This is a genomic window from Streptomyces spinoverrucosus (genome assembly GCF_015712165.1).
GTDB lineage: Bacteria > Actinomycetota > Actinomycetes > Streptomycetales > Streptomycetaceae > Streptomyces > Streptomyces spinoverrucosus_A.
Window position 1 is genome coordinate 752,810 of the sequence record NZ_JADPZX010000001.1, and the last position, 22,335, is coordinate 775,144.

Genomic DNA, 22,335 nt, shown 5'->3' on the forward strand with positions numbered 1-22,335 from the left:
GGCGCAGACCCGGCCGCCGAGCCCGTCGAGGAGGACGTATGACGACCCTTGCCGACCCCGTGCCCGGCGGCCGACCCGGTGAGGTCGAACGGGCTTCCGCACTGAGCGGCGAGCTGTCCGCGCGGGGAGTGCACGGGATCGTCCTGTCGTACGTCGACACGGCGGGCATCGGCCGGGTGAAGACGATCCCGGCGGCGAGGCTGTCGGCGGCCGCGGCCTGGGGTGTCGGGATGTCGCCGGTGTTCGACACGTTCCTGGCGAACGACGCCATCGTCAGCACCGACGTGCTCGGCTCGCCGGACGGCGACCTGCGGCTCTACCCCGACCTCGACCAGCTGACCGTGCTCAGCGCGCAGCCGGGCTGGGCATGGGCGCCGGTGGACCGGATCACGCAGGACGGCGAGCCGCACCCGGCCTGCACCCGCACCTTTCTGCGCCGGGTCGTCGACCGGGCGGCCCGGCAGCACCGGGTCACCTTCCGGGCGGCCGTCGAGATCGAGTGGTCGGTCGGGCTGGGCTCGGCGCCCGGCGGCGAGTTCGTACCCGCGGTGTCCGGACCCGCGTACGGCGCCACCCGGCAGGTGGAGCTGAGCGACTGCACGGCCGAACTGCTGGCGGCGTGCGCGGCGCAGGGGGTGGACGTCGACCAGGTCCATCCGGAATACGCGCCCGGGCAGTTCGAGATCTCGGTGGGCGCGCTCGACCCGGTGGCGGCGGCCGACCGGAGCGTGCTGCTGCGGCAGACCATCCGCGCGGTGGCCCGGCGGCACGGCCTGAAGGTCTCCTTCGCCCCGGCCGTGTCCGCCGAGGGCGTCGGCAACGGCGGCCATCTGCACCTGTCCGCCTGGCGCGACGGCGTCAACCTGCACTCCGGCGGCACCCGTAGGCACGGCATGACGGCCGACGCCGAGTCCTTCGCGGCCGGGATCCTCACCCATCTGCCGGGCCTCATGGCGGTGACCGCGCCGAGCCCGGCCAGCTATCTGCGGCTCAAGCCCGCGCAGTGGGCCGGTGTGTTCACGGCGTGGGGTCTGGAGACCCGGGAGACCGCCGTACGGGTCATCACCGGCACCGCCGGTCTGCGCGACCAGTCCGCCAACCTGGAAGTGAAACCCGTCGACCTGGCCGCCAACCCATATCTCGCCCTCGGCTGTGTCATCTCCGCCGGACTGGACGGCCTGGCGACGGCGACACCGCTGCCCGAGGAGACCACCGGCGATCCGGCGCGGCTGGGCGCCGAGGAGGCGGCGCCCCGTGGGGTGCGCCGCCTGCCTCGGTCGCTGGAGGAGGCCGTCGCCGAGTTCCGCGGGGACGAACAGGTGCGGGCCGCGCTGGGAGGGGTGCTGGCCGACGCCGTGCTCGCGGTCCGGCGCGGGGAGATCGACGCCGTGGCCGGACTGGACGACGCGCGGGTGGCGGCGGCGTACCGGTGGGTGTACTGACATGTCCGCCACCGGCCCGGTCGCGGAGGCGCTCGCCGCACTGCCCCTGGTGGACCACCACTGCCACGGCGTCGTCACCGCCGACCTCGACCTGCGCGGCTTCGAGTCGCTGCTCACCGAGGGCGATGTGTGGCCCGGCATCTCGCCGTTCGACAGCCCCGTCGGCATCGCCGTCCGCCGCCACTGCGCGCCCCTGCTGGACCTGCCCCGCCACGCCCCGGCCGAGGAGTACGTGGCCCGCCGGGCCGAGCTCGGCGCGCACGAGGTGAACCGGCGGTTCCTGTCCGCCGCCGGGACCGAGGTGTTCTGCGTCGACACCGGGTACACCCCGGACGGCCTCACCACCCCGGAGCAGCTGGCCGCGGCCGCCGGTGGCGGAGCCGTCGCCCATGAGGTCGTACGCCTGGAAAATGTCGCCGAGGCGGTGGCGGCCGCCGGGGTCGAACCAGGCGATTACGCGCGGGCGTTCGAGGCGGCCGCGTGGGAGGCGGTACGGCAGCCGGGTGTGGTGGCGGTGAAGTCGGTGGCCGCCTATCGCACGGGTTTCGACCTGGACCCGGCCCGCCCAACGCGGGCCGAGGTCACCGAGGCGGCTCGGCACTGGCTCGCACGAGGCGGCGGCCGACTGGCCGACCCGGTTCTCGTACGGCACCTGCTGTGGACGGCGGTCGGCCTCGGGCTCCCCCTCCAGCTGCACACCGGCTTCGGCGACAACGACATCCGGCTGCACCGCTCGGACCCCACTCACCTGACCGACTGGCTGCACCTGACGTCCGGCACGGTCCCGGTCATGCTGCTGCACTGCTGGCCGTACCAGCGCCAAGCCGCCTTTCTGGCGGCCGTGTTCGAGCAGGTGTACCTCGACGTCGGCCTCACCCTGCACCACGTCGGTCCGGGCCGGGCCCGGGCGGTGCTGGCCGAAGCGACGGAGATCACGCCGTTCCGCAAACTGCTGTACAGCTCCGACGCCTACGGTGTGGCCGAGTACCACCAGCTGGGCGCCCTGGCCTTCCGGCGGGGGCTGGCCGGGCTCCTCCAGGAGCGGGTGGACACGGACGAGCTCAGCCTGCCCGACGCGCTGCGGATCGTGGGGTGGGCGGGGCGGGACAACGCCCGCCGGGTCTACCGGTTTTCCGACGACACCTGAAAGTATGATCAAGCAATGTCTGACATGACCGAGACCACGCCCGGTTGGCTGACGCCCGACGAGCTGGAGATGGCGCGCGCCCGCATGCCGATCCTGTACGTCGAGGCAGTACCGGTGCGCGTCGACGACAGCGGTGAAGTCACCAGCATCGGCCTGCTGCTGCGCATCGGACCGGACGGGACGGTCAGTCGCACGCTGGTCTCCGGCCGGGTCCTGCACCACGAGCGGGTCCGAGACGCCCTGCTGCGGCACCTGGAGAAGGACCTCGGCCCCGTGGCACTGCCCCGGATCCCGGCCTCCCTCCAGCCCTTCACGGTCGCCGAGTACTTCCCGACCCAGGGCATCACGCCGTACCACGACCCGCGCCAGCACGCGGTGTCCCTCGCCTACGTCGTGCCGGTGACCGGCGACTGCCGGCCCCGGCAGGACGCGCTGGACCTGGAGTGGTTCGACCCCCACGAGGCGGCCTCGCCGGCACTGCAGAGCGAGATGCCGGGCGGGCACGGGGTGCTGCTGAAGCAGGCGCTGGCGCATGTGGGGCTGACGTTCTGACCGGCCGTCCGCATGACGCCGTGGGCACGCGCGTGTGACAGCACGCCTGCTCGTGGCCGGCGGACGGAGGGTGCCGGTCGGGACCGGCACCCTCCCGAGGGTCAGGCGACCAGTACGGCCGGCTCGTCCGCCGCCGCGAGCAGGTCGACGAGCGTGGCGCGGGCCCGGTTCACGCGGGAGCGGACCGTGCCGACCGGGCAGCCGACCAGCACGGCGACCTCCGCGTACGGCAGCCCGAGCAACTGGGTGAGGACGAAGGCCTCCCGGCGCTCCTCGGGCAGCGCGGCCAGCAGGTCGAGCAGCGCGATGCCGTCGTCGAAGCCGGGCAGGTCGCGCGGCTGGGCCAGTTCCACGGCCAGCCGCCAGTCCGGTACGTCGCACAGGCGCGGCCGGGCGGCGGCGTACCGATAGCTGTCGATCACCGCGCGCCGCGCGATCGACAGCAGCCAGGCCCGCGCCGAGGAGCGGCCCTCGAACCGGTGCAGGCTGCCGAGCGCCCGCAGGAACGTGTCCTGCGCCAGATCGTCGACGGCCTGGGGGTCGGCGCACAGATGGGCGACGTAGCGCAGGACGTCGCGGTGCAGGGCGCGGACGAAGTGGTCGACGGCGTCCGGGTCGCCGGAACCGGCCGCCAGCGCCCAGGCCGTGATCGAGTCGTCGGCGCTCTCTTGGTCCTCGGTTCTCTCGCGTGGGCCGGGCAGGGCAGGAGTGATCACCTGGTGTCCTTCGCGGTCGTCCGGTACCCCGACCGAAGGCGCGCGGGCGCACGTGCGGTCCGGGATCCGGTGAGTGGGGAGTCGGCCGTACGGCGTCCTGCGCGGCGTCGGAACGACCGCGCGGGCGTACGACCGTGGCCCGAGGCGCGCAGGGGCTGCCTCGGGTTACCGGCTGTCGTCAGACAGCGGCCCCCACGGGCGGACCCCGAGAGGTGATCGCGTGAACGAGAAGGAGTCGTCGCGGTGACCGTGCCGACCCGCGGCGCCGCGGGTGGGGGCGCGGGCGGTGCGGCGGGGCGGGAACGGCGAGCGGCAGCCGCAGCGGCGCCGCCAGCCACCCGGCCACGGCCCGCAGAATGCGGAAGGCGGCGCGCTCGCCGTGTGCCAGCCACAGACCGCACAGCAGCGCGGCCAGCAGGTGGGCGGCGAGCATGCCGAACGAGGACGAGCCGTCCATGACGAAGCTCAAGCCGCCGGTGTGGCCCACATCAATGGCGTCCATGGAGTGGGTGTGCGTAGAGCCCATGTGCATCGCCGACATGTCGTGGCCCATGGCACCCGGGTGCGGGTGGAGCACGTCCTGCGCCGTGGCCGCCGACTGGGCGGCGGAGAAGGCGGAGTGCAGTGCCGTCTGGGCGGTGACGACGACGGTCACGATCAGGGGCAACCCGCGTTCCCGGCCGGCCAGTCCCCAGCCCGCGGCACCGGTCACGGCGGCGCCGGCCGCCAACGCCCACCAGGGCACGTGGCTGCCGGACATCAGCACGTGACCCAGGGCGGCGAGCAGCACACAGACGGCCGCGAACACCGCGGCCCGAACCGTGCGAGAACACCACCCAACAGTCATGACGGCCCTCATCCTCGCATCCGGCGCCCGGTCGTCAACGGTGGGTACGGAAAAGGGTGGTGGCGGTGACTCAATCCGAGACGCGTGATACAGACCACACGCATATGCAGGAACCAGCACGGCATTCGGGCCGACCAGTGGTGGTGACGGCCCACTACTCCCTGGCCTGCTCCCGCTCTGGCATCCTCGACCCGTGTCCCAACCCCCGTCTGCCCCCGGCGTCGAGGCGATAACGCCCGATCCGCCCGGTTCCACGCCGCGTCCGCTTCTCACCCAGTCGTGGCTGGATCTGGCCTTCCTGCACTGGGCCGCCGACCCCGAGGACGTGGCGCCGCTGCTGCCGTCGGGGTGCGTGCCGGACACGTTGGACGGGGTGACGTACGTAGGTCTCGTGGCGTTCCGCATGCATCGGGTCGGCTGGTTGCGGCTGCCCGGTGTGCCATATCTGGGGAACTTTCCGGAGACCAACGTCCGGCTGTACTCGGTCGACAGCCACGGCCGCCGGGGCGTGGTCTTCCGCTCGCTGGACGCCTCCCGGCTGCTGCCGGTGGCGATCGGCCGCTCGGCGTTCCGACTCCCCTACGTCTGGTCGAAGATGGCCGTGTCCCGCGAGGACACCGCCCTGACCTACACCAGCACCCGGCGACTGCCCGGCCCCCGGGGCGCGTACAGCAGGATCACCCTGCGGGTCGGCGAGCACATCGCCGAGCCCACCGAGCTGGAGCACTTCCTGACCGCCCGCTGGGGCATGCACACCACCCTCCTCGGCCGCCCCGTCCACCTCCCGAACACTCACCCGCGCTGGCCCCTGCACCGCGCCGAGCTCCTCAAGTGCGAGGAGAACCTGATCACCGCGGCGGGTCTGCCCGAGCCGGTCGGCGAACCGGTGAGCGTCCTGTACTCACCGGGAGTGCCGGTGCGCTTCGGCCGCCCTGTGCGCCGACGGGGTTAGCGCCTGTCCGGCTCCGGCGGAGTTCCACGTCACCGGTGTGGGGCGGATCACACTGCGGGTCGGCCCGGCTACGGTAGGGCGCGCAGCGAACACCATTTCTTCCCCTTTGAGGTGTTTCACCATGGCCCTGAGCATCCGCAACCAGCTGCCCGGCACCGTCACCGCCATCACCCCCGGCGAGGTCATGGCGACCGTCGCGGTCCGTCTCGGCGGCGGGCAGGACATCACCGCGGCGATCACCGTGGACGCGGTACGGGACCTGGGGCTGACGGAGGGGTCCGCCGTACGCGCCCTCGTCAAGTCCACGGAGGTCGCCCTCGCCACCGGCTCGGTGGACGGACTGTCCATCCGCAACAAGTTGCGCGGCACGGTGCTCGGGGTCGGCACGGGCGGCGCGATGGCCTCCGTCAAGGTGGGGGTGGAGGGCGGCGAGCTGACGTCCGCGATCACCAGGGACGCGGTCGACGATCTCGGTCTGGCCCCCGGCGCCCCCGTCGTCGCCCTGATCAAGGCGACGGAGGTGTCCCTCGCGGCGGGGTGACGCCGGCCGTGGCGTCATACTCGTCCGGGAGCCGCAGCGCGGGGCCGCCGACCTGCAGGCCGAGCGGTTCCGCGCGCCCCTTCGGCTCCTCCCAGGCCTCCTGGCGGCCGAGCGCGGTGAGGTCGAGGTAGTTGTCGCAGTTGTGGAACTCCTCAAGGCCCCGGCCGAACGCGGAGTAGGTGTGGAAGACCTCGTCACCGACCCGGAGGAAGGCGCTGATGCCGGGCCAGTCGCCGCGACTGCTCGCGTTCCACGGCTGTCCGGCCTCGGCGAGCTCGGCCTGAGTGCGGAAATTGAGCAGCACGGGGGCGACCCGCTCGTCGATCGTGGCGTGGAAGTCGTAGTTGAAGTCGCTGCCCGCGGCGGAGTACCAGGGGAACGTCCAGCCCATCCGGTCGCGGAACGCGGCGATCTTGGGGTACGGCGCCCTGGACACCGCGGCCAGGGAGGTGTTCCGGACGTGCAGCTGGCGCAGCCGGGCGGGGATCTGGTCGGCGGCGGAGGAGCAGCTGGAGCAGCCGTGGTCGCGGGGGCGCTCGACGCCGTCGGCATCGATGTCGTAGATCCACATGAAGTGGTGCACAACCAGTTGCGGCCGCCCCTCGAACAGGTCGAGCAGGCCGACCGTCCCGTCCGGGCCCTCGAAGGTGTACGGCTTGTCGACGCGGACCATCGGCAGCCGCCGCCGCTGGGCATTGATCCGGTCACGCGCGCGGGTGAGCGCCTTCTCCTCGGCCAGCAGTTCCTTGCGTGCGGCCAGCCACTCCTCGCGGGACACCACCTCGGGCAGATCTGCCATGGCCGTCACCTCTCCCCGGCTCGGACGAACGATGTCGGTCACCATGCTTCTCCCCCACGGCTCCGCCCACCACCGCGCCCGGTTCCCGGGCGTCGTCTGACACGGCTCATGATTTAACCCCTCGTTTTCTTGAATCGTTCGTGTTTTCCGCGATACGTTCGTCCCCATGACCGCATCCCAGAACCCGACCACCGCCGACGAGCTGCGCGGTGCCGGCCTGCGGGTGACGGCCGCCCGCGTCGCACTGCTCGAAACCGTCCGGGACGGCGATCATCTGGGCGTCGAGGCGATCGCGTCCGGCGTGCGCGATCGCGTGGGCCACATATCCCTGCAAGCGGTGTACGAGGCCCTGCACGCGCTGACCGCGGCGGGACTCGTCCGCCGGATCGAACCGGCCGGCAGTCCGGCCCGCTACGAGGGGCGCGTCGGGGACAACCACCACCACCTCGTGTGCCGCTCCTGCGGCACCGTCACCGACGTCGACTGCGCGGCCGGTGCGGCTCCCTGCCTGACCGCGTCCGACGACCACGGCTTCTCGATCGACGAGGCCGAGGTCATCTACTGGGGCCTGTGCCCCGACTGTTCCACCCGCAGTTCCTGAGCACCGTGATCCGCAACGTCCGGAAGATAGGATTCCCATGGCTGAGAACCCCGATGCAATCGTCACTGAGCCCAAGATGGAGGGCACAGGAGGCTGCCCGGTCGCGCACAGCCGCGCCGCGCACCCCACGCAGGGCGGCGGCAACCGCCAGTGGTGGCCGGAGCGCCTCAACCTGAAGATCCTCGCCAAGGACCCTGTCGTCGCGAACCCGCTCGGTGCGGAGTTCGACTACGCCGAGGCGTTCCAGGCCCTCGACCTGGCGGCCGTGAAACGGGACATCGCCGAGGTGCTGACCACCTCGCAGGACTGGTGGCCCGCCGACTTCGGCAACTACGGCCCGCTGATGATCCGTATGGCCTGGCACAGCGCCGGCACCTACCGCATCAGCGACGGCCGCGGCGGTGGCGGGCGCGGTCAGCAGCGCTTCGCCCCGCTGAACAGCTGGCCGGACAACGGCAACCTGGACAAGGCCCGCCGTCTGCTGTGGCCGGTCAAGAAGAAGTACGGCCAGTCGATCTCCTGGGCCGACCTCATGATCCTCACCGGTAACGTCGCCCTGGAGCAGATGGGCTTCGAGACCTTCGGCTTCGGCGGCGGCCGCGCCGACGTCTGGGAGGCCGACGAGGACGTGTACTGGGGTCCCGAGACCACCTGGCTCGACGACCAGCGCTACAGCGGCGACCGTGAGCTGGAGAACCCGCTCGGCGCGGTCCAGATGGGCCTGATCTACGTCAACCCGGAGGGGCCGAACGGCAACCCGGACCCGATCGCCGCGGCCCGCGACATCCGTGAGACCTTCCGCCGGATGGCGATGAACGACGAGGAGACCGTCGCCCTCATCGCCGGTGGCCACACCTTCGGCAAGACCCACGGCGCCGGCCCGGCCGACCACGTGGGCAACGACCCCGAGGCCGCCACCATGGAGGAGCAGGGCCTGGGCTGGAAGTCCACCTACGGCACCGGCAAGGGCGGCGACGCCATCACCTCCGGTCTCGAGGTCACCTGGACCACCAAGCCCACCCAGTGGAGCAACGACTTCTTCAGCATCCTCTTCGGCTACGAGTGGGAGCTGACCGAGTCCCCGGCGGGCGCCAAGCAGTGGGTGGCCAAGGACTCCGAGGAGATCATCCCCGACGCGCACGACCCGTCGAAGAAGCGTCGGCCCACGATGCTCACCACCGACCTCTCGCTGCGCTTCGACCCGATCTACGGCCCGATCTCGAAGCGCTTCCACGAGAACCCGGCCGAGTTCGCGGACGCCTTCGCCCGCGCCTGGTACAAGCTGACCCACCGTGACCTGGGCCCGAAGTCCCTGTACCTCGGCCCGGAGGTCCCGGCGGAGACGATGCTGTGGCAGGACCCGCTGCCGCAGGCCGAGGGCGAGGCCATCGACGCCGCCGACGTCGCGGCCCTGAAGGCCAAGCTCCTCGACTCGGGCCTGACCGTCTCGCAGCTGGTCTCCACCGCGTGGGCGTCGGCCTCGACGTTCCGCGGCAGCGACAAGCGCGGCGGCGCCAACGGCGCCCGGATCCGCCTGGAGCCGCAGCGCGGCTGGGAGGTCAACAACCCGGACGAGCTCGCCCAGGTCCTGCGCGTCCTGGAGGGCGTCCAGGCCGAGTTCAACTCTGGCGCCAAGAAGGTCTCCCTGGCCGACCTGATCGTCCTCGGCGGTGCCGCCGCGGTGGAGAAGGCCGCCAAGGACGCGGGCGTCGAGGTGGAGGTCCCCTTCACGCCGGGCCGTGTGGACGCGACCGAGGAGCACACCGACGCGGAGTCCTTCGCCGCGCTGGAGCCCACCTCGGACGGCTTCCGCAACTACCTCGGCAAGGGCAACCGCCTCCCGGCCGAGTACCTGCTGCTCGACCGCGCCAACCTGCTCACCCTGAGCGCCCCCGAGATGACCGTCCTCGTCGGCGGTCTGCGCGTCCTCGGCGCCAACCAGGGCGGCTCGACGCACGGCGTGCTCACCGAGACCCCGGGCGTCCTGACCAACGACTTCTTCGTCAACCTGCTCGACCTGGGCACGACGTGGAAGTCCACCTCGCAGGACCAGACCACCTTCGAGGGCCGCGACGCCTCGGGCGCCGTGAAGTGGACCGGCACCCGCGCCGACCTCGTCTTCGGCTCGAACTCGGAGCTGCGCGCGCTCGCGGAGGTCTACGCGAGCGACGACGCGAAGGAGAAGTTCGTGACGGACTTCGTCGCCGCGTGGGACAAGGTCATGAACCTCGACCGGTTCGACCTGGTCTGAGAGTGACCTGAGACTGACCTCAGTCAGCCCTGAGGCCGTCCGGGCAGGCACCCGAAAGGGGCCGCCCGGACGGCCTCGGTCGTTCCCGGGCCCGACCCCGCGCGCACAACAAAGGCCGCCTTCCCATCGCTGAGAAGACGGCCTCCGACCTGCGGTGAAGCTGGTCGGGACGACAGGATTTGAACCTGCGACCCCTTGACCCCCAGTCAAGTGCGCTACCAAGCTGCGCCACGTCCCGGTGCGGTCTGACCTGGGGTTTCCCCCGGGCGAACGCGCATGGAAACAATACCGCACTCGGGTCGGTGGTCGCGCACCCGTTTACGGCCGCCGCACCCGGCACGACCGCCCTTGACCTCAAGTCTGGTTGAGGTTGCACGATCGTCCGCATGACGATCACCGAGGAACGCGAGCGGACGTACGGGTACACCGACCTGCCGCGCCTGATGGCGCTCATGACTGGCGACGAGAAGCACGGCCCCGCTGCGACATCCACGCTGGACGTGCTCTGGGTGCTCCACGACCGGGTGCTGCGGATCGGCCCGGAGCGGCTGGAGGATCCCGAGCGGGACCGGTTCCTGCTGTCCAAGGGGCACGGCCCGATGGCGTACTACGCCGTCCTGGCGGCCAAGGGCTTCGTGCCCGTCGACTGGCTGCCGGGCTTCGGCTCCTACGACTCGCCGCTCGGCCACCACCCCGACCGGATGCTGGTGCCGGGCGTGGAGATCGGCAGCGGTTCGCTGGGGCACGGGCTGCCGATCGGTGTCGGTACGGCGCTGGGGCTGCGCGCCCAGGGTCTGCACGAGCCGCGGGTGTGGGTCCTGATCGGGGACGCCGAGCTGGACGAGGGCAGCAACCACGAGGCCATCGCCTTCGCCGGGCCCGCCGCGCTGGAACGGCTGCACACCGTCGTCGTCGACAACGCCTCCGCGAGCCATGCCCGGCCCGGCGGCATCGCCGCCCGGTTCGAGGCGGCGGGCTGGTCCACCGTGACGGTCGACGGCCGCGATCACGAGGCGCTGTACGCCGCCTTCACCGCGCCGCACCCGGGCCGTCCGCACGCGGTCGTCGCCCAGGTCGAACCCAAGTGACACGCCGGACCGAAGGAGGAAACCCCAGTCATGGACACCATGCGTGACCGTTTCGCCCCCGTCGCCCAGCGCCTGCTCGACGAGGATCCCCGCGTCGCCGTCGTCCTCGCCGAGATCGGCGCGGCCGGCTTCGACGAGGCCCGGCGCCGCCATCCCGACCGGGTGATCAACGTCGGCATCCGCGAGCAGCTCCTGATCGGGGCGGCTTCGGGGCTGGCGCTGACCGGGATGCGGCCCATCGTGCACACCTTCGCCAGTTTCCTGGTGGAGCGGCCCTTCGAGCAGGTCAAGCTGGACCTGGGCCACCAGGGCGCGGGCGCGGTGCTGGTGAGCGCCGCCGCGTCCTTCGACTGGCCGGCGGGCGGCTACACGCACATGGCTCCCGGCGATGTGGCGTTGCTCGACACCCTCGACGGCTGGACCGTGCACGTACCGGGCCACCCGGACGAGGCCGAGACGCTGCTGCGGCACGCGGTGGCCGCCGGCGACGACAAGGTGTACGTCCGGCTGTCCGTGCAGTCGAACGCACAGGCCCTCCCCGTCGACGGAGCGCGCTTCCACACCGTCCGCGAGGGACGCTCCGGCGTGGTCGTCGCCGTCGGGCCCACCCTCGACGCGGTGCTCGACGCCACGGCCGGCCTGGACGTCACCGTGCTGTACGCGACGACCGTGCGGCCCTTCGACGCGGCCGCCCTGCGTCGGGCCACGGAGACGGCCGGGACGGACGTCGTCCTCGTCGAGCCCTACCTGGCGGGCACCTCGACGGCCGCCGCGAACGACGCCCTCGCCGACGTACCGCACCGGGTGCTGGGGCTGGGCGTGGGGCGCCGTGAGCTGCGGCGGTACGGCACGGTCGAGGAGCACGTCGCCGCGCACGGGCTGGACGCGCGGTCGCTGCGGGAGCGGATCGCGGGGTTCACGACGGGGTCGCGGACGCCGGCGCGCGCGTGAGGTGAGTGTCGACGCGCACCAGGCCACGTATCGCGGGCACGGAGAGCAGGGCGATCACGACGACGAAGCTCATCGCGCCGGAGACGAGCAGGACACGGTCGGCGCCGAGGGCCGCGGCGGCGGGGCCCGCGAGGGCCTGGCCGACGGGCAGCATCGCGAGGGAGCCGGCCACGTCGTAGGCGTGGATGCGGTTGAGGACGCCGGGCTCGACCTGGGTCTGCACGCTGGTCGCCCACATGACGCCCCAGAAGGACATCCCGGCCCCGGCGACGGCCGCCCCGGCCGCCATCGCCGGTAGGTCGAGGCCGAGCCCGACGGTCACCGGGAACCCGGCGAAGCCGAACAGGGCGATCGCCCCGGCCCGCAGCATCCGGCGCGGACGCAGCCGCAGGGCGAGGAGTCCGCCGACGACGGTGCCGGCGCCGAGGGCGGAGTTGACCAGGCCGTAGGCGCGCGGGCCGTGCTCGCGGACCACCTCCGTCGCCACCAGCGGCACGGTCGGGCCGAAGACGGCGATCATGTACAGGCACCAGACGGCGATGACACCCCACAGCCAGGTGCGTGCTCTGAACTCCCGCCAGCCTTCCACGAGATCGGCCTTGAAGGCACCCGCCCCACGCCCGGCGGAACGGCTGCCCGGCGCCGGTGGCGGCAGCCGGAGCAACAGCAGGCACAGGGCGCTGACCGCGTAGGTGGCGGCGTGTGCCGCGAAGACGCCGCCGGCCGACGCGAGGCCGACCAGCACGCCCGCGACGGCGGGACCGGCCAGCTGGGCCGCGGACTCCGCGATGCGTATGGCGCCGTTGGCGCCCTGGATGTCGGAGGCCAGCCGGGGCACCATGCTGGCGACGCCCGGCTGGAAGACGGCGCTCGCGACGCCGCCCACGACACCGATCGCGCAGATCTCCCAGAGCACGACGCGGTCCGCGAAGAACAGCGCGGCGGTGAGGGCCTGCGTGCCCAGCCGCACCACGTCGGCCCAGATCATCAGCTTGCGGGTGCTGAACCGATCGGCGATGACGCCGCCGAAGACCACCAGCCCGGCGAACGCCCCGGCCGTCGCCGCCATGGCCAGACCGACCGCACCGGCGCCGTACCCGTGCTGGAGCAGGCCGGCGGCGAGGGCCACCGGGAGCATGGTGTCGCCGAGCCGGGCGACCGCCCGTCCGACGAAGAACAACCCGAAGTCCCGCGACCAGACCGCCCGCGTTCCCCGCCCGGCCCCTGTGCCGCCCCCGCTCTCCTTGCCCCTCTCCCGCGCCTCGGCAACGTTGTCCGACGTCCCGCCCATCCCCTCGCGCTCCCCTCCCCACGGATCCCGCACAAGGCCCACCGGCCCCCTGTCGGCAGCCGGCGCCCCACCCCTCCGGATCATGCCACCCCCCACTGACAACCCCGGAGGGAACTTTCATCCCCCGGCAGGCAGCCCCAACTCCGGGTGGGCATCCAGCAGTCGGGGCGGCGCGGCCTGTCGCCACGAGTCGGCGAGTATGTCCCGCAGCTCGTCCTCGTCCTCCATCGCGGCCAGCCGGGCCCGCACCCACGCGAACTGCGCCTCGTGATCGGCCACCCAGAACTTCTCAGGCTCGGCGAGGACCAGTTCGTCGCGCTCCTCCTTCGGGCAGCGCACCGCGATGGAGGTCTCGTCCTCCGGCAGCGTGGCGAACATCTTCCCCGCCACCCGGAACGTCGGCATGTTCCAGGCGATCTTCTCCGTCGTGTCCGGCAGGGACAGGGCGATTCTGCGTACGTCTTCGGCATCCGGCATGAGACGCAAGGTAGCGCCTCCCACTGACAGTCACCCGGTGAGCGTGGCCGCCGCGACCTGCTTGTAGTAGATGCTGGTCGGCCGCAGCACCCCCGCCGGGCTCGCCGCGTAGTCGGGTATCGCGCCGAGCCGGGTCCAGCCCGCCGTCCGGTAGAGGTGCTCGGCCGGACTGTCGGTCTCGGTGTCCAGGTGCAGGAGCGTGACACCGGCCGCGACGGCCGCTCGCTCGGCGGTGTCCAGGAGCCGCCGCCCCAGGCCCCGCCCGCGCGCCTCCCGGTGCACCATCAGCTTCACCAGCTCCGCCCGGTGCCGGCTGTTGGGCTTGTCCGGAAAGCCCAGGCTCACCGTGCCCACCACCCGCGTCCCCTCGTACGCCGCCCAGACGGCCAGCTCGCCGGCGGCCACGCCGGCAGCCCGCCCCTGCCACCACGCCAGGGCCTCGGCGCGGTCGAGCGGAGCGAGGAAGCCCACCGACGCGCCGCCGTCGACCGTGTCGACCAGCAGATCGGCCAACTCCCCGGCCCAACCCAGCACTTGGGCCTCGTTCAGCGGTTCCACGATCACGGCAGCACCACCGCCAGCGCATAGCGCACATCCTCGTCCCCGGCGCACCGAAACCGCGTCGCCCCCCACACCCGCATCCGCAGACAGTCCCCGACGTCGAGACGGTGCTCGGCGTCCTGCACGGTCACCGCGAGGGCTCCTTCCAGCACCCAGACGTGCTGCTCCAGGCCCGGCACCGGCGGCCGGTCGTACGCGATGTCCGCGCCCACCGCGAGCCGCCCCTCGACGAGTTCGCCACGCAGCCCGGCGTGCGGCGGCGACACGGACCGTCGTACGAAACCGGAGGCCCGGTCCTCCCACACCGGCTGGTCGGACGCCCGCACCAGCAGCGCGGGCTCCCCCTCGACCTCGCTCAGCAGCTGGGACATCGTGCGCCCGAACACAGCGCACAGGCGGTTGAGCATCGAGGCCGTGGGGCTGATCTCCGCCCGCTCCGCGCGGGACAGCGTCGACCGGCTCACCCCGGTGCGCTCCGCCAACTCGCCCAGGGACCAGCCTCGTTCGGCCCGCAGTTCGGCGAGTCGCGCGCCGAGCCGGGCGTCGACGTCGTGCGGGGTGCCCACTTCTTCCTGTCTCATATTCGGGACGGTATCCCGAATATGAGACGGCAGTGTTACGGAAGGCTCACGCCTGCTCCGCCGCCTCCGCCAGCGCCTCCAGCACCGGCCGGATGAGCGGATGCGCCTCCGCGCCCCGGCGTACGGCGGCGAAGACCCGGCGCGTGGGCGCCACCCCGTCCACGGGCCGTACGACGACACCCGTGAGGTCCGTCCCGCGCAGCGCGGAGCGCGGTACGAGGGCGACTCCCGCGTCCGCCGAGGCCAGCGCCACGACCGCGCGGAAGTCGTCCGAGGAGTGCTCCAGCCGGGGCTGGAACCCGGCGCTCTCGCAGGCCAGCACCACCACGTCATGGCAGGGATTGCCGGGATACGGGCCGATCCACGGGTCCTTGGCCAGCTCCGCCAGCGGCACCTCGCCCACCCCCGCCAGCCGGTGGCTGACCGGCACGACCGCGTCGAACGGCTCGGCGTACAGCGGGACATGGGCCAGCCGCGGATCGTCGGCGGGCGGAGCCCCGCGGTACTCGACGGCGACCGCGACATCGACCTGCCGGTCCAGGACCATCGGCAGACTGGCGTCCCCCTCGGCGTCCCGGACGCGGATGCGGATGCCGGGCGCGGTCCGTGCCAGGCGGGCCACGGCCGGTGCGACGACCTGGGCGATGCCGGTCGCGAACGAGGCGACCGTGACCGTGCCCGCGGCGCCCGAGCTGTACGCGGCGAGCTCCGCCTCCGCCCGCTCCAGTTGGGCCAGGACCGCGTTGGTGTGGCTGAGCAGGATCTCGCCGGCCGGGGTGAGCCGTACGCCCTTGGCGCCGCGCTCAACGAGCCGGTGCCCCGTCTCCTGCTCCAGGGCCGTGAGCTGCTGGGACACGGCGGAGGGCGTCAGATACAGCGCGGCGGCAGCCGCCGTCACGGTGCGGTGGTCGGCCACCGCACGGAGGATGTGGAGCCGCCGCGCTTCGATCACGGACCGATTGTCTCAGGTCAGGCGTCCAGCTCCGCCCGCGCGGCCACGAAGGCGTCCACGGCCCGGTTGACGTCGTCCGTCGAGTGGGCGGCCGACAGCTGGACACGGATGCGTGCCTGTCCCTGCGGCACGACCGGGTACGAGAAGCCGATCACGTACACGCCCCGCTCCAGCAGCAGCTCCGCCATCCGGCCGGCCCGTGCCGCGTCGCCGATCATCACCGGCGCGATCGCGTGGTCGCCGGGCAGGATGTCGAAGCCCTCCTCGGCCATCCGGCGGCGGAACAGCGCGGTGTTCTCGGCGAGCCGCTCGCGCAGGTCGCCCGCCGACTCCAGCAGGTCGAGCACCTTCAGCGACGCGGCGGCGATCACCGGGGCGAGGGTGTTGGAGAAGAGGTACGGCCGGGAACGCTGCCGCAGCAGGGCGACGATCTCGGCGCGGGCGGCGACGTAACCGCCCGACGCGCCGCCGAGCGCCTTGCCGAGGGTGCCGGTGATGATGTCGACCCGGTCCATCACGCCGTGCAGCTCGGGGGTGCCGCGCCCGCCGGGGCCGACGAAACCGACGGCGTGGGAGTCGTCGACCATGACCATGGCGTCGTAGCGGTCGGCGAGGTCGCAGATCTCGCGCAGGGGCGCCACGTAACCGTCCATGGAGAAGACGCCGTCGGTGACGATCAGCCGTCGCCGGGCCGACTGCGCCTCCTTCAACTGCCGCTCGAGGTCGTCCAGATCGCGGTTGGCGTACCGGAAGCGGCGGGCCTTGGACAGCCGGATGCCGTCGATGATCGAGGCGTGGTTCAGGGCGTCCGAGATCACCGCGTCCTCGGCACCGAGCAGGGTCTCGAACACCCCGCCGTTGGCGTCGAAGCAGGAGGAGTACAGGATCGTGTCCTCCTGCCCGAGGAACGCGGACAGCCGCGCCTCCAGTTCCTTGTGTACCTGCTGCGTCCCGCAGATGAAGCGGACGGAGGCCATGCCGTAGCCCCAGCGGTCCAGGGCCTCGTGGGCGGCGGCGATCACCTCGGGGTGGTCGGCGAGGCCGAGGTAGTTGTTGGCGCAGAAGTTGAGCACCTCGCCGGGGCGGCCGCCCGCCGAGACGTTGACGGTCGCGGACTGCGGGGTGTCGATGACGCGTTCGGGCTTGTGCAGACCGGCGGCGCGGATCTCGTCGAGGGTGGCGCGCAGGTCGTCGCGCACGGAGTCGAACATGAAGAAGCTCCTATGAATGCAGAGGACTTACGCGGTCCAGTCGAGGATGACCTTGCCGCCGCGGCCGCTCGCCGCGTCGGCGAACGCCGTCTCGAAGTCGCGGTAGCCGTACCGGCCGGTGATCACGGGCGCGAGGTCGAGGCCGCCCTCCAGCAGCACCGACATGGCGTACCAGGTCTCGAACATCTCCCGGCCGTAGATGCCCTTGAGGGTGATCATCGAGGTGACGATCCGGGCCCAGTCGACCGGGAACTCCTGCGCGGGCAGGCCCAGCATCGCGATCCGCCCGCCGTGCGTCATGTTCGCGATCATGTCCTGGAGGGCCTCCGCGCGGCCGGACATCTCCAGGCCGATGTCGAAGCCCTCCCGCAGGCCGAGGGCCTGCTGGCCGTCCGCGATCCGCCCGTCGCGCACGTTCAGGGCGAGGCTGACGCCTATCTTGCGGGCGATGTCGAGGCGCTCCTCGCTGACGTCCGTGATGACGACGTTGCGGGCGCCCGCGTGCCTGGCCACGGCCGCCGCCATCAGGCCGATCGGGCCCGCCCCGGTGATCAGCACGTCCTCGCCGACCAGCGGGAACGACAGCGCGGTGTGCACGGCGTTGCCGAACGGGTCGAAGATGGCCGCCACGTCGAGGTCCACCGGCACGCGGTGCACCCACACGTTGGTCGCGGGCAGCACGACGTACTCGGCGAAGGCCCCGTCCCGTCCGACCCCGAGTCCGATCGTGGCCCGGCACAAGTGACGTCGCCCGGCAAGGCAGTTGCGGCACTTGCCGCACACCAGGTGGCCCTCGCCGCTGACCCGGTCGCCGGCCCGGATGTCGGTGACGTCGCGGCCGGTGTCGACGACCTCGCCGACGAACTCGTGCCCGAGCACCAGCGGGGTGCGGATCGCCTGCTGCGCCCAGCCGTCCCAGGCGTGGATGTGCAGATCGGTGCCGCAGATGCCGGTGCGCAGCACCTTGATCAGTACGTCGCCGGGGCCGACGTCGGGCTCCGGGACGTCCATGAGCCGGAGCCCTGGTTCCGCCTTGTCCTTGACCAGTGCCTTCACCGCTACGGCTCCTGAGGGTGAGATCCCTGCCGCGGGCATGGCGAAGAAGCCCCCGGACGGGGAGAGAAGTGGAATCGCACAGCAATCTGCCGTACGCCGCCGTCCTGGTCCATCGAGGATTTCTTAACCGCTGCCGCAGCTTTCCTTCACACCTCCGGCGCGACGTTCACCTGGTCAGAGCAGAGATCCACCGCTCTGGGGCCCTTCGAGCCGGACGGCGAGATCCGCGGCCGCCGCCTTGATGGTCTCCAAACCGGAACGCCCCCAGGGCCGCGGGGAGACATCGGCGACGCAGACGGTGCCGAGCACCATGCCCGTGGTGTCGATGAGCGGCGCGCCGAGGTAGGAGTGGATGCCGTACTCGTCGACGACCGGGTTGCCCGCGAAGCGCGGATAGTCGCGCACGTCCTCCAGCACCAGTGCCTTGTGCCGGACCACCACATGGGGGCAGAACCCGTGGTCGCGGGGCATGTAGCGGCCCATCACCGGCCGGGTCCCGTCCGCCTTGACGACGAGTCCGACGTCGGGCGCGTGCAGGCCGGCGAAGAACTGGCCGTGCTCGTGAAGGAAGTTGACCATGGCGTACGGCGCACCGGTCAGCGACGTCAGATGGCTTGCGAAGGCGTCGAGAGCGGGCTCCGGACGCTCCCCCAGGCCCAGCCGGCGCAGTCGCCGCGTTCTCTCGGGCGCCTCCTTGTCCTCGGGGGTGAGCAGCAGCCGACCGGCCGGGCGCGGCGGGTCGTACCTCATGGCCGGGTCCCGTCGCTGTGGGCGTACGTCATATGCGGCTCCGGTGCGGTGGGTGCGGGTGTCACATGTGGGCGCCGTGGCTCGGCGCGGGGGTGACGGGTGCGTGGGCGATGAGATGGCGTACGAGGGTGAGCAGGGTCTGGACGCCGGAGGCGGAGATCCGGGCGTCGCAGCACACGACGGGGATCTCCGGGTCGAGGTCGATGGCGGCGCGCACCTCCTCGGGGTCGTAGCGGTGGCCGCCGTCGAACTCGTTGACGGCGACGATGAATCCGAGGCCACGCTCCTCGAAGAAGTCGACGGCCGCGAAGCAGTCCTCCAGGCGCCGGGTGTCGGCGAGGATCACCGCGCCGAGGGCGCCCTCGCACAGTTCGTCCCACATGAACCAGAACCGTTCCTGTCCTGGCGTACCGAAGAGGTACAGGACGTGGTCGGGATCGAGGGTGATGCGGCCGAAGTCCATGGCCACCGTCGTCTCGACCTTGTTCTCGACGCCGTCGAGGTTGTCGGTGGCGGTGCTTTCCGTGGTGAGCAGCTCCTCCGTGCTGAGCGGCGCGATCTCGCTGACGGCACCGACGAAGGTGGTCTTGCCGACCCCGAATCCGCCCGCGACCAGGATCTTCAGTGCGGTGGGGAACGGGTCGGCGTCGTAGTCGGAGTCGTAGTCGTGGTCAGAGCTGTCGTCGTAGTCCATCGAGCACTGCCTCCAGAAGGGCCCGGTCCGTGGGGTTGTGGTGGAACTCCGGGGGCTTGGTGGTGAGCGCCCCGCAGTCGACGAGGTCCGACAGCAGCACCTTGGTGACCGCGGCCGGCAGCTTGAGGTGGGCGGCGACCTCGGCGACCGAGACGGGCGCCCGGCACAGGTCGAGTGCCTGGGCGTGTTCGGGGCCGAGGTAACCGAGGGGGGTGGCCCCGGTCACCATCACCTGCGAGATGAGGTCGAGCGCGACGGTGGGGCGGGTGCGGCCGTTGCTGACCGTGAACGGGCGCACCAGCCGTCCGGCCGCGTCGTCGAGCCAGGGCCCGTCGCCGGCCGCCGTCACGCTCAAGGCCTCATCGCCGGGGGTTCGGCGGACTGCTGCCGGGGAGCGGTCACCAGGTAGGGGCGGACGCTCTTGACCAGCATCGCCATCTCGTAGCCGAGCACCGCGGCGTCGGCCTCGCGGCCGGCCAGCACGGCGAGACAGGTGCCGGAGCCGGCGGTGGTGACGAACAGCAGGGTGGAGTCGAGTTCGACGACGACCTGCCGGACCTCACCGCCGTCGCCGAACCGGACCCCGGCGCTGCGGCCGAGGGAGTACAGGCCGGAGGCCAGGGCGGCCATGTGGTCGGCGCTGTCGGGGTCGAGTCCGTGGACCGACTTCACGAGCCCGTCGCAGGAGAGGAGCACCGCACTGGTGGTGTGCGGTACGCGTTGCACGAGGCCGCTCATCAGCCAGTCGAGATCGGATACATGGCCGGTGGGGGCATCGGTCGCCATGGTGGATCGACTCCTTGGGATACGAAGGTCCGAGGGCGCGCCCGTGGGTGCGCCGGCGGTCATTGCGGTGGGGGTGGCGACGGCGACGGCAGCTGCGGTGGTCATCCGGCTGGTCCGCTCCCGTCGTGCCGGGCGGGGTGGTCCGGGGTCATATGGGCGGCCTCCATGTGCGGTGCCGCCATGGGGAATTGCGTCGGCATGGAGTGCGCGTCCGTGTGGCGGGCATCTGGAGCGGAGCCCGGTGGTGTGTGGGCGCGCTCCATGCGAGGAGGCTCCTGGTGGGTGGACGCAGAGTGGGCGGGTGCCGAGTGGGCGGATGCCGAGTGGGCGGACTGTGCCTGCTGGGCGGACTGTGCCTGCTGCTGGGCCTCGGCGAGGCCGATACCGCGCTGGAACGCCGCCATCAGGCCGGGGTCGTGGCCGACGAGGTGCTCGCTCTCCTGGCGGGGTGCGGGGCCGCCGCGCAGTTGGGGTGCGATGTGCTGCTGGGCGCGGCGCCGCGGCAGTTGGGGCTTGCCCATGGTGCCGCGGACGGTGCCGGTGCGGGGGGTGGGCGGTGCGGCGGCGTGTTCCTCGACGGCCGGCCGGTCTTCGGGCCGGATGCCGGGTACGGCCTCGGCGGGGTTGGGCCGCTCCTCGTGGGTGCCGCGGACCGGCAGGGGCGAGGGCCCGGTGCCGGGGGGAGCCGGTGCCGTGCCGGCGTCGGGGGCGGGCTGGTGGTGCTGTGGTGGCGGGGCGGGCCGGGCGGCGTCGGGCTGGTGGTGCTGTGGGGCCTGGCCGAGGCGGGCGGTGTCGGGCTGGTTGCCGAGCAGCGCCTGCGGCACGACGAGGACGGCCTGGACACCGCCGTAGATGTTGGTCTGCAGGCGGACGGTGATGCCGTGCCGCCGGGCGAGCTGCGAGACGACGAACAGTCCGATGCGGCCGTCCGCGAGCAGGCGGGCGACATTGACCTGGTCGGGGTCGGTGAGCAGCGCGTTCATCTTGTGCTGCTCGGCGACGGGCATACCGAGGCCGCGGTCCTCGACCTCTACGGCGAGCCCGGAGGTGACGAGGTTGGCGCGCAGCAGCACCTGGGTCTGCGGGGCGGAGAACACCGTGGCGTTCTCGACGAGTTCGGCCAGCAGATGGATCACGTCGGCGACGGCGTGGCCGCGCAGGGTGCCGTCGATCGGCGGCACCAGGCGCACCCGCGAGTACTGCTCGACCTCGGCGATGGCCGAGCGCAGCACCTCGGTCATGGAGACCGGGTTGCTCCACTGGCGGCGGGAGACGGCGCCGCCGAGCACGGCGAGGTTCTCGGCGTGGCGGCGGATGCGGGTGGCGAGGTGGTCGACGTGGAAGAGGCCCTTGAGCAGGTCGGGGTCCTCGATCTCGTTCTCCAGCTCGTCGAGGATCGCGATCTCGCGGTGCACCAGCGACTGGAGGCGCCGGGCGAGGTTGACGAAGACTTCCAGCTTCTGTTCGCTGCCGGCCTGGCTGGAGAGTTGGGCGGCCTGCACGACGGCGGTGACGGCGCTGTCGTGCGCGCGGGCCAGGTCGGCGGCGAGCAGTTCGAAGTCGTCGGCGTCCGCGGGTGGACCGCCCCTCGGCTTGCGCGGCGGCGGCACCTCGCCCCGGCGCAACGCCTCGACGAGGGAGCGGAGATCGGCCTCGCGGCGGGCGCTGCTGCGGCGCAGCGCACCGACGCGTTCGTGGACGCCGCGGGCGGCCCGGCCGGCGGCGATCGCGGCGATCCCGATGCCGACGAGCGTCACGGCGATCGCGCCGGCGAGTACGGCCCACAGGGTGAGGCTGGTGCGGGCGCCGGTGGAGCGGACGGTGAAGAGCACGGCCGCGCAGGCGCTGAGGGCGACCGCGACCGGCGGCAGTACGGCGAGACGCAGCAGCTGGGGCCGTATGTGGGCCTCGGGCAGCGAGGGAACGGTGTGGGCGACCGGCCGCCCGTGCCGCCCGCCCTCGCGGCGGTCTGCGCGTGCGGCCGGTGCGCGGAGGTGTGACATCGGGCGTCCTCGTACTGGTCCATCGGTCGGGGGCCGGGGCGGGCCGAAGAAGTCGGCCCTCCGTCGCCCGGCGGACACTCACAGTA

General features: G+C 72.4%; 24 protein-coding genes and 1 tRNA gene. 9 read left to right on the forward strand and 16 right to left on the reverse strand.

The genetic code is table 11. From position 1 onward, the window contains the following. Window positions 1–38 precede the first annotated feature (38 nt). Genes I2W78_RS03490 through I2W78_RS03500 form a run of 3 tightly spaced genes read left to right on the forward strand, consistent with a single transcriptional unit; the run spans window position 39 to window position 3,141 of the window. Complete coding sequence (locus tag I2W78_RS03490; RefSeq protein ID WP_196456827.1) at window positions 39–1,442, forward strand: glutamine synthetase family protein; 1,404 nt, start codon at window positions 39–41, stop codon at window positions 1,440–1,442. Window position 1,443: 1 nt separating this feature from the next. Continuing rightward, window positions 1,444–2,589, forward strand: coding sequence for an amidohydrolase family protein (locus I2W78_RS03495; protein ID WP_196456829.1), 1,146 nt, complete (start codon window positions 1,444–1,446; stop codon window positions 2,587–2,589). A 24-nt stretch (window positions 2,590–2,613) separates the two neighbouring features. Continuing rightward, the gene (locus I2W78_RS03500; protein WP_196464389.1) at window positions 2,614–3,141 is read left to right on the forward strand and encodes an NUDIX hydrolase family protein; all 528 of its coding nucleotides are present in this window, start codon (window positions 2,614–2,616) and stop codon (window positions 3,139–3,141) included. A gap of 101 nt (window positions 3,142–3,242) precedes the next feature. Here the strand turns inward: I2W78_RS03500 and I2W78_RS03505 are convergent, their stop codons facing one another. Both I2W78_RS03505 and I2W78_RS03510 read right to left on the reverse strand, forming a co-directional pair. Then, complete coding sequence (locus I2W78_RS03505; RefSeq protein WP_196456831.1) at window positions 3,243–3,857, reverse strand: sigma-70 family RNA polymerase sigma factor; 615 nt, start codon at window positions 3,855–3,857, stop codon at window positions 3,243–3,245. Between the two features lie 178 nt (window positions 3,858–4,035). Next, window positions 4,036–4,704, reverse strand: a complete 669-nt coding sequence (locus I2W78_RS03510; protein WP_196456833.1) for a hypothetical protein — start codon at window positions 4,702–4,704, stop codon at window positions 4,036–4,038. A 193-nt stretch (window positions 4,705–4,897) separates the two neighbouring features. Here I2W78_RS03510 and I2W78_RS03515 point away from each other — a divergent pair, with 193 nt between their 5' ends. Together I2W78_RS03515 and I2W78_RS03520 are read left to right on the forward strand one after the other, a co-directional pair. Then, window positions 4,898–5,656, forward strand: coding sequence for a YqjF family protein (locus tag I2W78_RS03515; RefSeq protein WP_196456835.1), 759 nt, complete (start codon window positions 4,898–4,900; stop codon window positions 5,654–5,656). A gap of 121 nt (window positions 5,657–5,777) precedes the next feature. After that, window positions 5,778–6,197: a TOBE domain-containing protein gene (locus I2W78_RS03520; RefSeq protein ID WP_196456837.1), complete on the forward strand. Its 420-nt coding sequence runs from the start codon at window positions 5,778–5,780 to the stop codon at window positions 6,195–6,197. Here I2W78_RS03520 and I2W78_RS03525 read toward each other — a convergent pair. After that, the gene (locus tag I2W78_RS03525) at window positions 6,163–6,996 is read right to left on the reverse strand and encodes a DUF899 domain-containing protein (RefSeq protein WP_196456839.1); all 834 of its coding nucleotides are present in this window, start codon (window positions 6,994–6,996) and stop codon (window positions 6,163–6,165) included. The genes I2W78_RS03520 and I2W78_RS03525 overlap by 35 nt on opposite strands. A 166-nt stretch (window positions 6,997–7,162) precedes the next feature. On the opposite strand from I2W78_RS03525, the gene I2W78_RS03530 reads away from it, so the two are divergent. Further along, window positions 7,163–7,597: a Fur family transcriptional regulator gene (locus I2W78_RS03530; RefSeq protein WP_196456841.1), complete on the forward strand. Its 435-nt coding sequence runs from the start codon at window positions 7,163–7,165 to the stop codon at window positions 7,595–7,597. A 37-nt stretch (window positions 7,598–7,634) separates the two neighbouring features. Further along, complete coding sequence (gene katG / locus I2W78_RS03535; RefSeq protein ID WP_196456843.1) at window positions 7,635–9,848, forward strand: catalase/peroxidase HPI; 2,214 nt, start codon at window positions 7,635–7,637, stop codon at window positions 9,846–9,848. Window positions 9,849–10,009: 161 nt separating this feature from the next. Here katG and I2W78_RS03540 read toward each other — a convergent pair. Then, a tRNA-Pro gene (locus I2W78_RS03540) sits at window positions 10,010–10,086 on the reverse strand. Between the two features lie 148 nt (window positions 10,087–10,234). Between I2W78_RS03540 and I2W78_RS03545 the strand changes: the two genes are divergently transcribed. Next, complete coding sequence (locus I2W78_RS03545) at window positions 10,235–10,936, forward strand: transketolase (RefSeq protein ID WP_196456845.1); 702 nt, start codon at window positions 10,235–10,237, stop codon at window positions 10,934–10,936. Between the two features lie 30 nt (window positions 10,937–10,966). Continuing rightward, window positions 10,967–11,887, forward strand: a complete 921-nt coding sequence (locus I2W78_RS03550; RefSeq protein WP_196456847.1) for a transketolase family protein — start codon at window positions 10,967–10,969, stop codon at window positions 11,885–11,887. Here I2W78_RS03550 and I2W78_RS03555 read toward each other — a convergent pair. From I2W78_RS03555 to I2W78_RS03610, 12 genes are all read right to left on the reverse strand, one after another. Further along, a complete protein-coding gene (locus I2W78_RS03555; protein WP_196456849.1) occupies window positions 11,853–13,178 on the reverse strand; it encodes an MFS transporter in 1,326 nt (441 codons plus the stop codon). The two genes, I2W78_RS03550 and I2W78_RS03555, sit on opposite strands and share 35 nt — an antisense overlap. 117 nt (window positions 13,179–13,295) lie before the next feature. Beyond that, complete coding sequence (locus I2W78_RS03560) at window positions 13,296–13,655, reverse strand: MmcQ/YjbR family DNA-binding protein (RefSeq protein WP_196456851.1); 360 nt, start codon at window positions 13,653–13,655, stop codon at window positions 13,296–13,298. Window positions 13,656–13,685: 30 nt separating this feature from the next. Further along, the gene (locus I2W78_RS03565) at window positions 13,686–14,219 is read right to left on the reverse strand and encodes a GNAT family N-acetyltransferase (RefSeq protein ID WP_196456853.1); all 534 of its coding nucleotides are present in this window, start codon (window positions 14,217–14,219) and stop codon (window positions 13,686–13,688) included. Then, on the reverse strand, window positions 14,216–14,797 hold the full coding sequence (locus I2W78_RS03570) for a helix-turn-helix domain-containing protein (RefSeq protein ID WP_196456855.1): 582 nt from the start codon (window positions 14,795–14,797) through the stop codon (window positions 14,216–14,218). Before I2W78_RS03570 ends, I2W78_RS03565 begins: the two co-directional genes overlap by 4 nt. Before the next feature lie 46 nt (window positions 14,798–14,843). After that, the gene (locus tag I2W78_RS03575) at window positions 14,844–15,749 is read right to left on the reverse strand and encodes a LysR family transcriptional regulator (RefSeq protein ID WP_196456857.1); all 906 of its coding nucleotides are present in this window, start codon (window positions 15,747–15,749) and stop codon (window positions 14,844–14,846) included. Between the two features lie 17 nt (window positions 15,750–15,766). Then, window positions 15,767–16,960, reverse strand: a complete 1,194-nt coding sequence (locus I2W78_RS03580) for a glycine C-acetyltransferase (protein WP_196456859.1) — start codon at window positions 16,958–16,960, stop codon at window positions 15,767–15,769. Window positions 16,961–16,987: 27 nt separating this feature from the next. Then, entirely contained in the window at window positions 16,988–18,016 is a 1,029-nt protein-coding gene (gene tdh, locus I2W78_RS03585; RefSeq protein ID WP_196456861.1) for an L-threonine 3-dehydrogenase, read from the reverse strand. A 174-nt stretch (window positions 18,017–18,190) separates the two neighbouring features. Continuing rightward, a complete protein-coding gene (locus tag I2W78_RS03590) occupies window positions 18,191–18,766 on the reverse strand; it encodes a GAF domain-containing protein (RefSeq protein WP_196456863.1) in 576 nt (191 codons plus the stop codon). A gap of 61 nt (window positions 18,767–18,827) precedes the next feature. Continuing rightward, a complete protein-coding gene (locus tag I2W78_RS03595; RefSeq protein ID WP_196456866.1) occupies window positions 18,828–19,460 on the reverse strand; it encodes a GTP-binding protein in 633 nt (210 codons plus the stop codon). Then, on the reverse strand, window positions 19,438–19,809 hold the full coding sequence (locus I2W78_RS03600) for a DUF742 domain-containing protein (RefSeq protein WP_196464390.1): 372 nt from the start codon (window positions 19,807–19,809) through the stop codon (window positions 19,438–19,440). Before I2W78_RS03600 ends, I2W78_RS03595 begins: the two co-directional genes overlap by 23 nt. A 2-nt stretch (window positions 19,810–19,811) precedes the next feature. Further along, window positions 19,812–20,246: a roadblock/LC7 domain-containing protein gene (locus I2W78_RS03605; RefSeq protein WP_196456868.1), complete on the reverse strand. Its 435-nt coding sequence runs from the start codon at window positions 20,244–20,246 to the stop codon at window positions 19,812–19,814. A 101-nt stretch (window positions 20,247–20,347) separates the two neighbouring features. Continuing rightward, window positions 20,348–22,249 (reverse strand): sensor histidine kinase, encoded by a 1,902-nt coding sequence (locus tag I2W78_RS03610; protein ID WP_196456870.1) that lies wholly within the window; start codon window positions 22,247–22,249, stop codon window positions 20,348–20,350. Window positions 22,250–22,335: the final 86 nt, after the last annotated feature.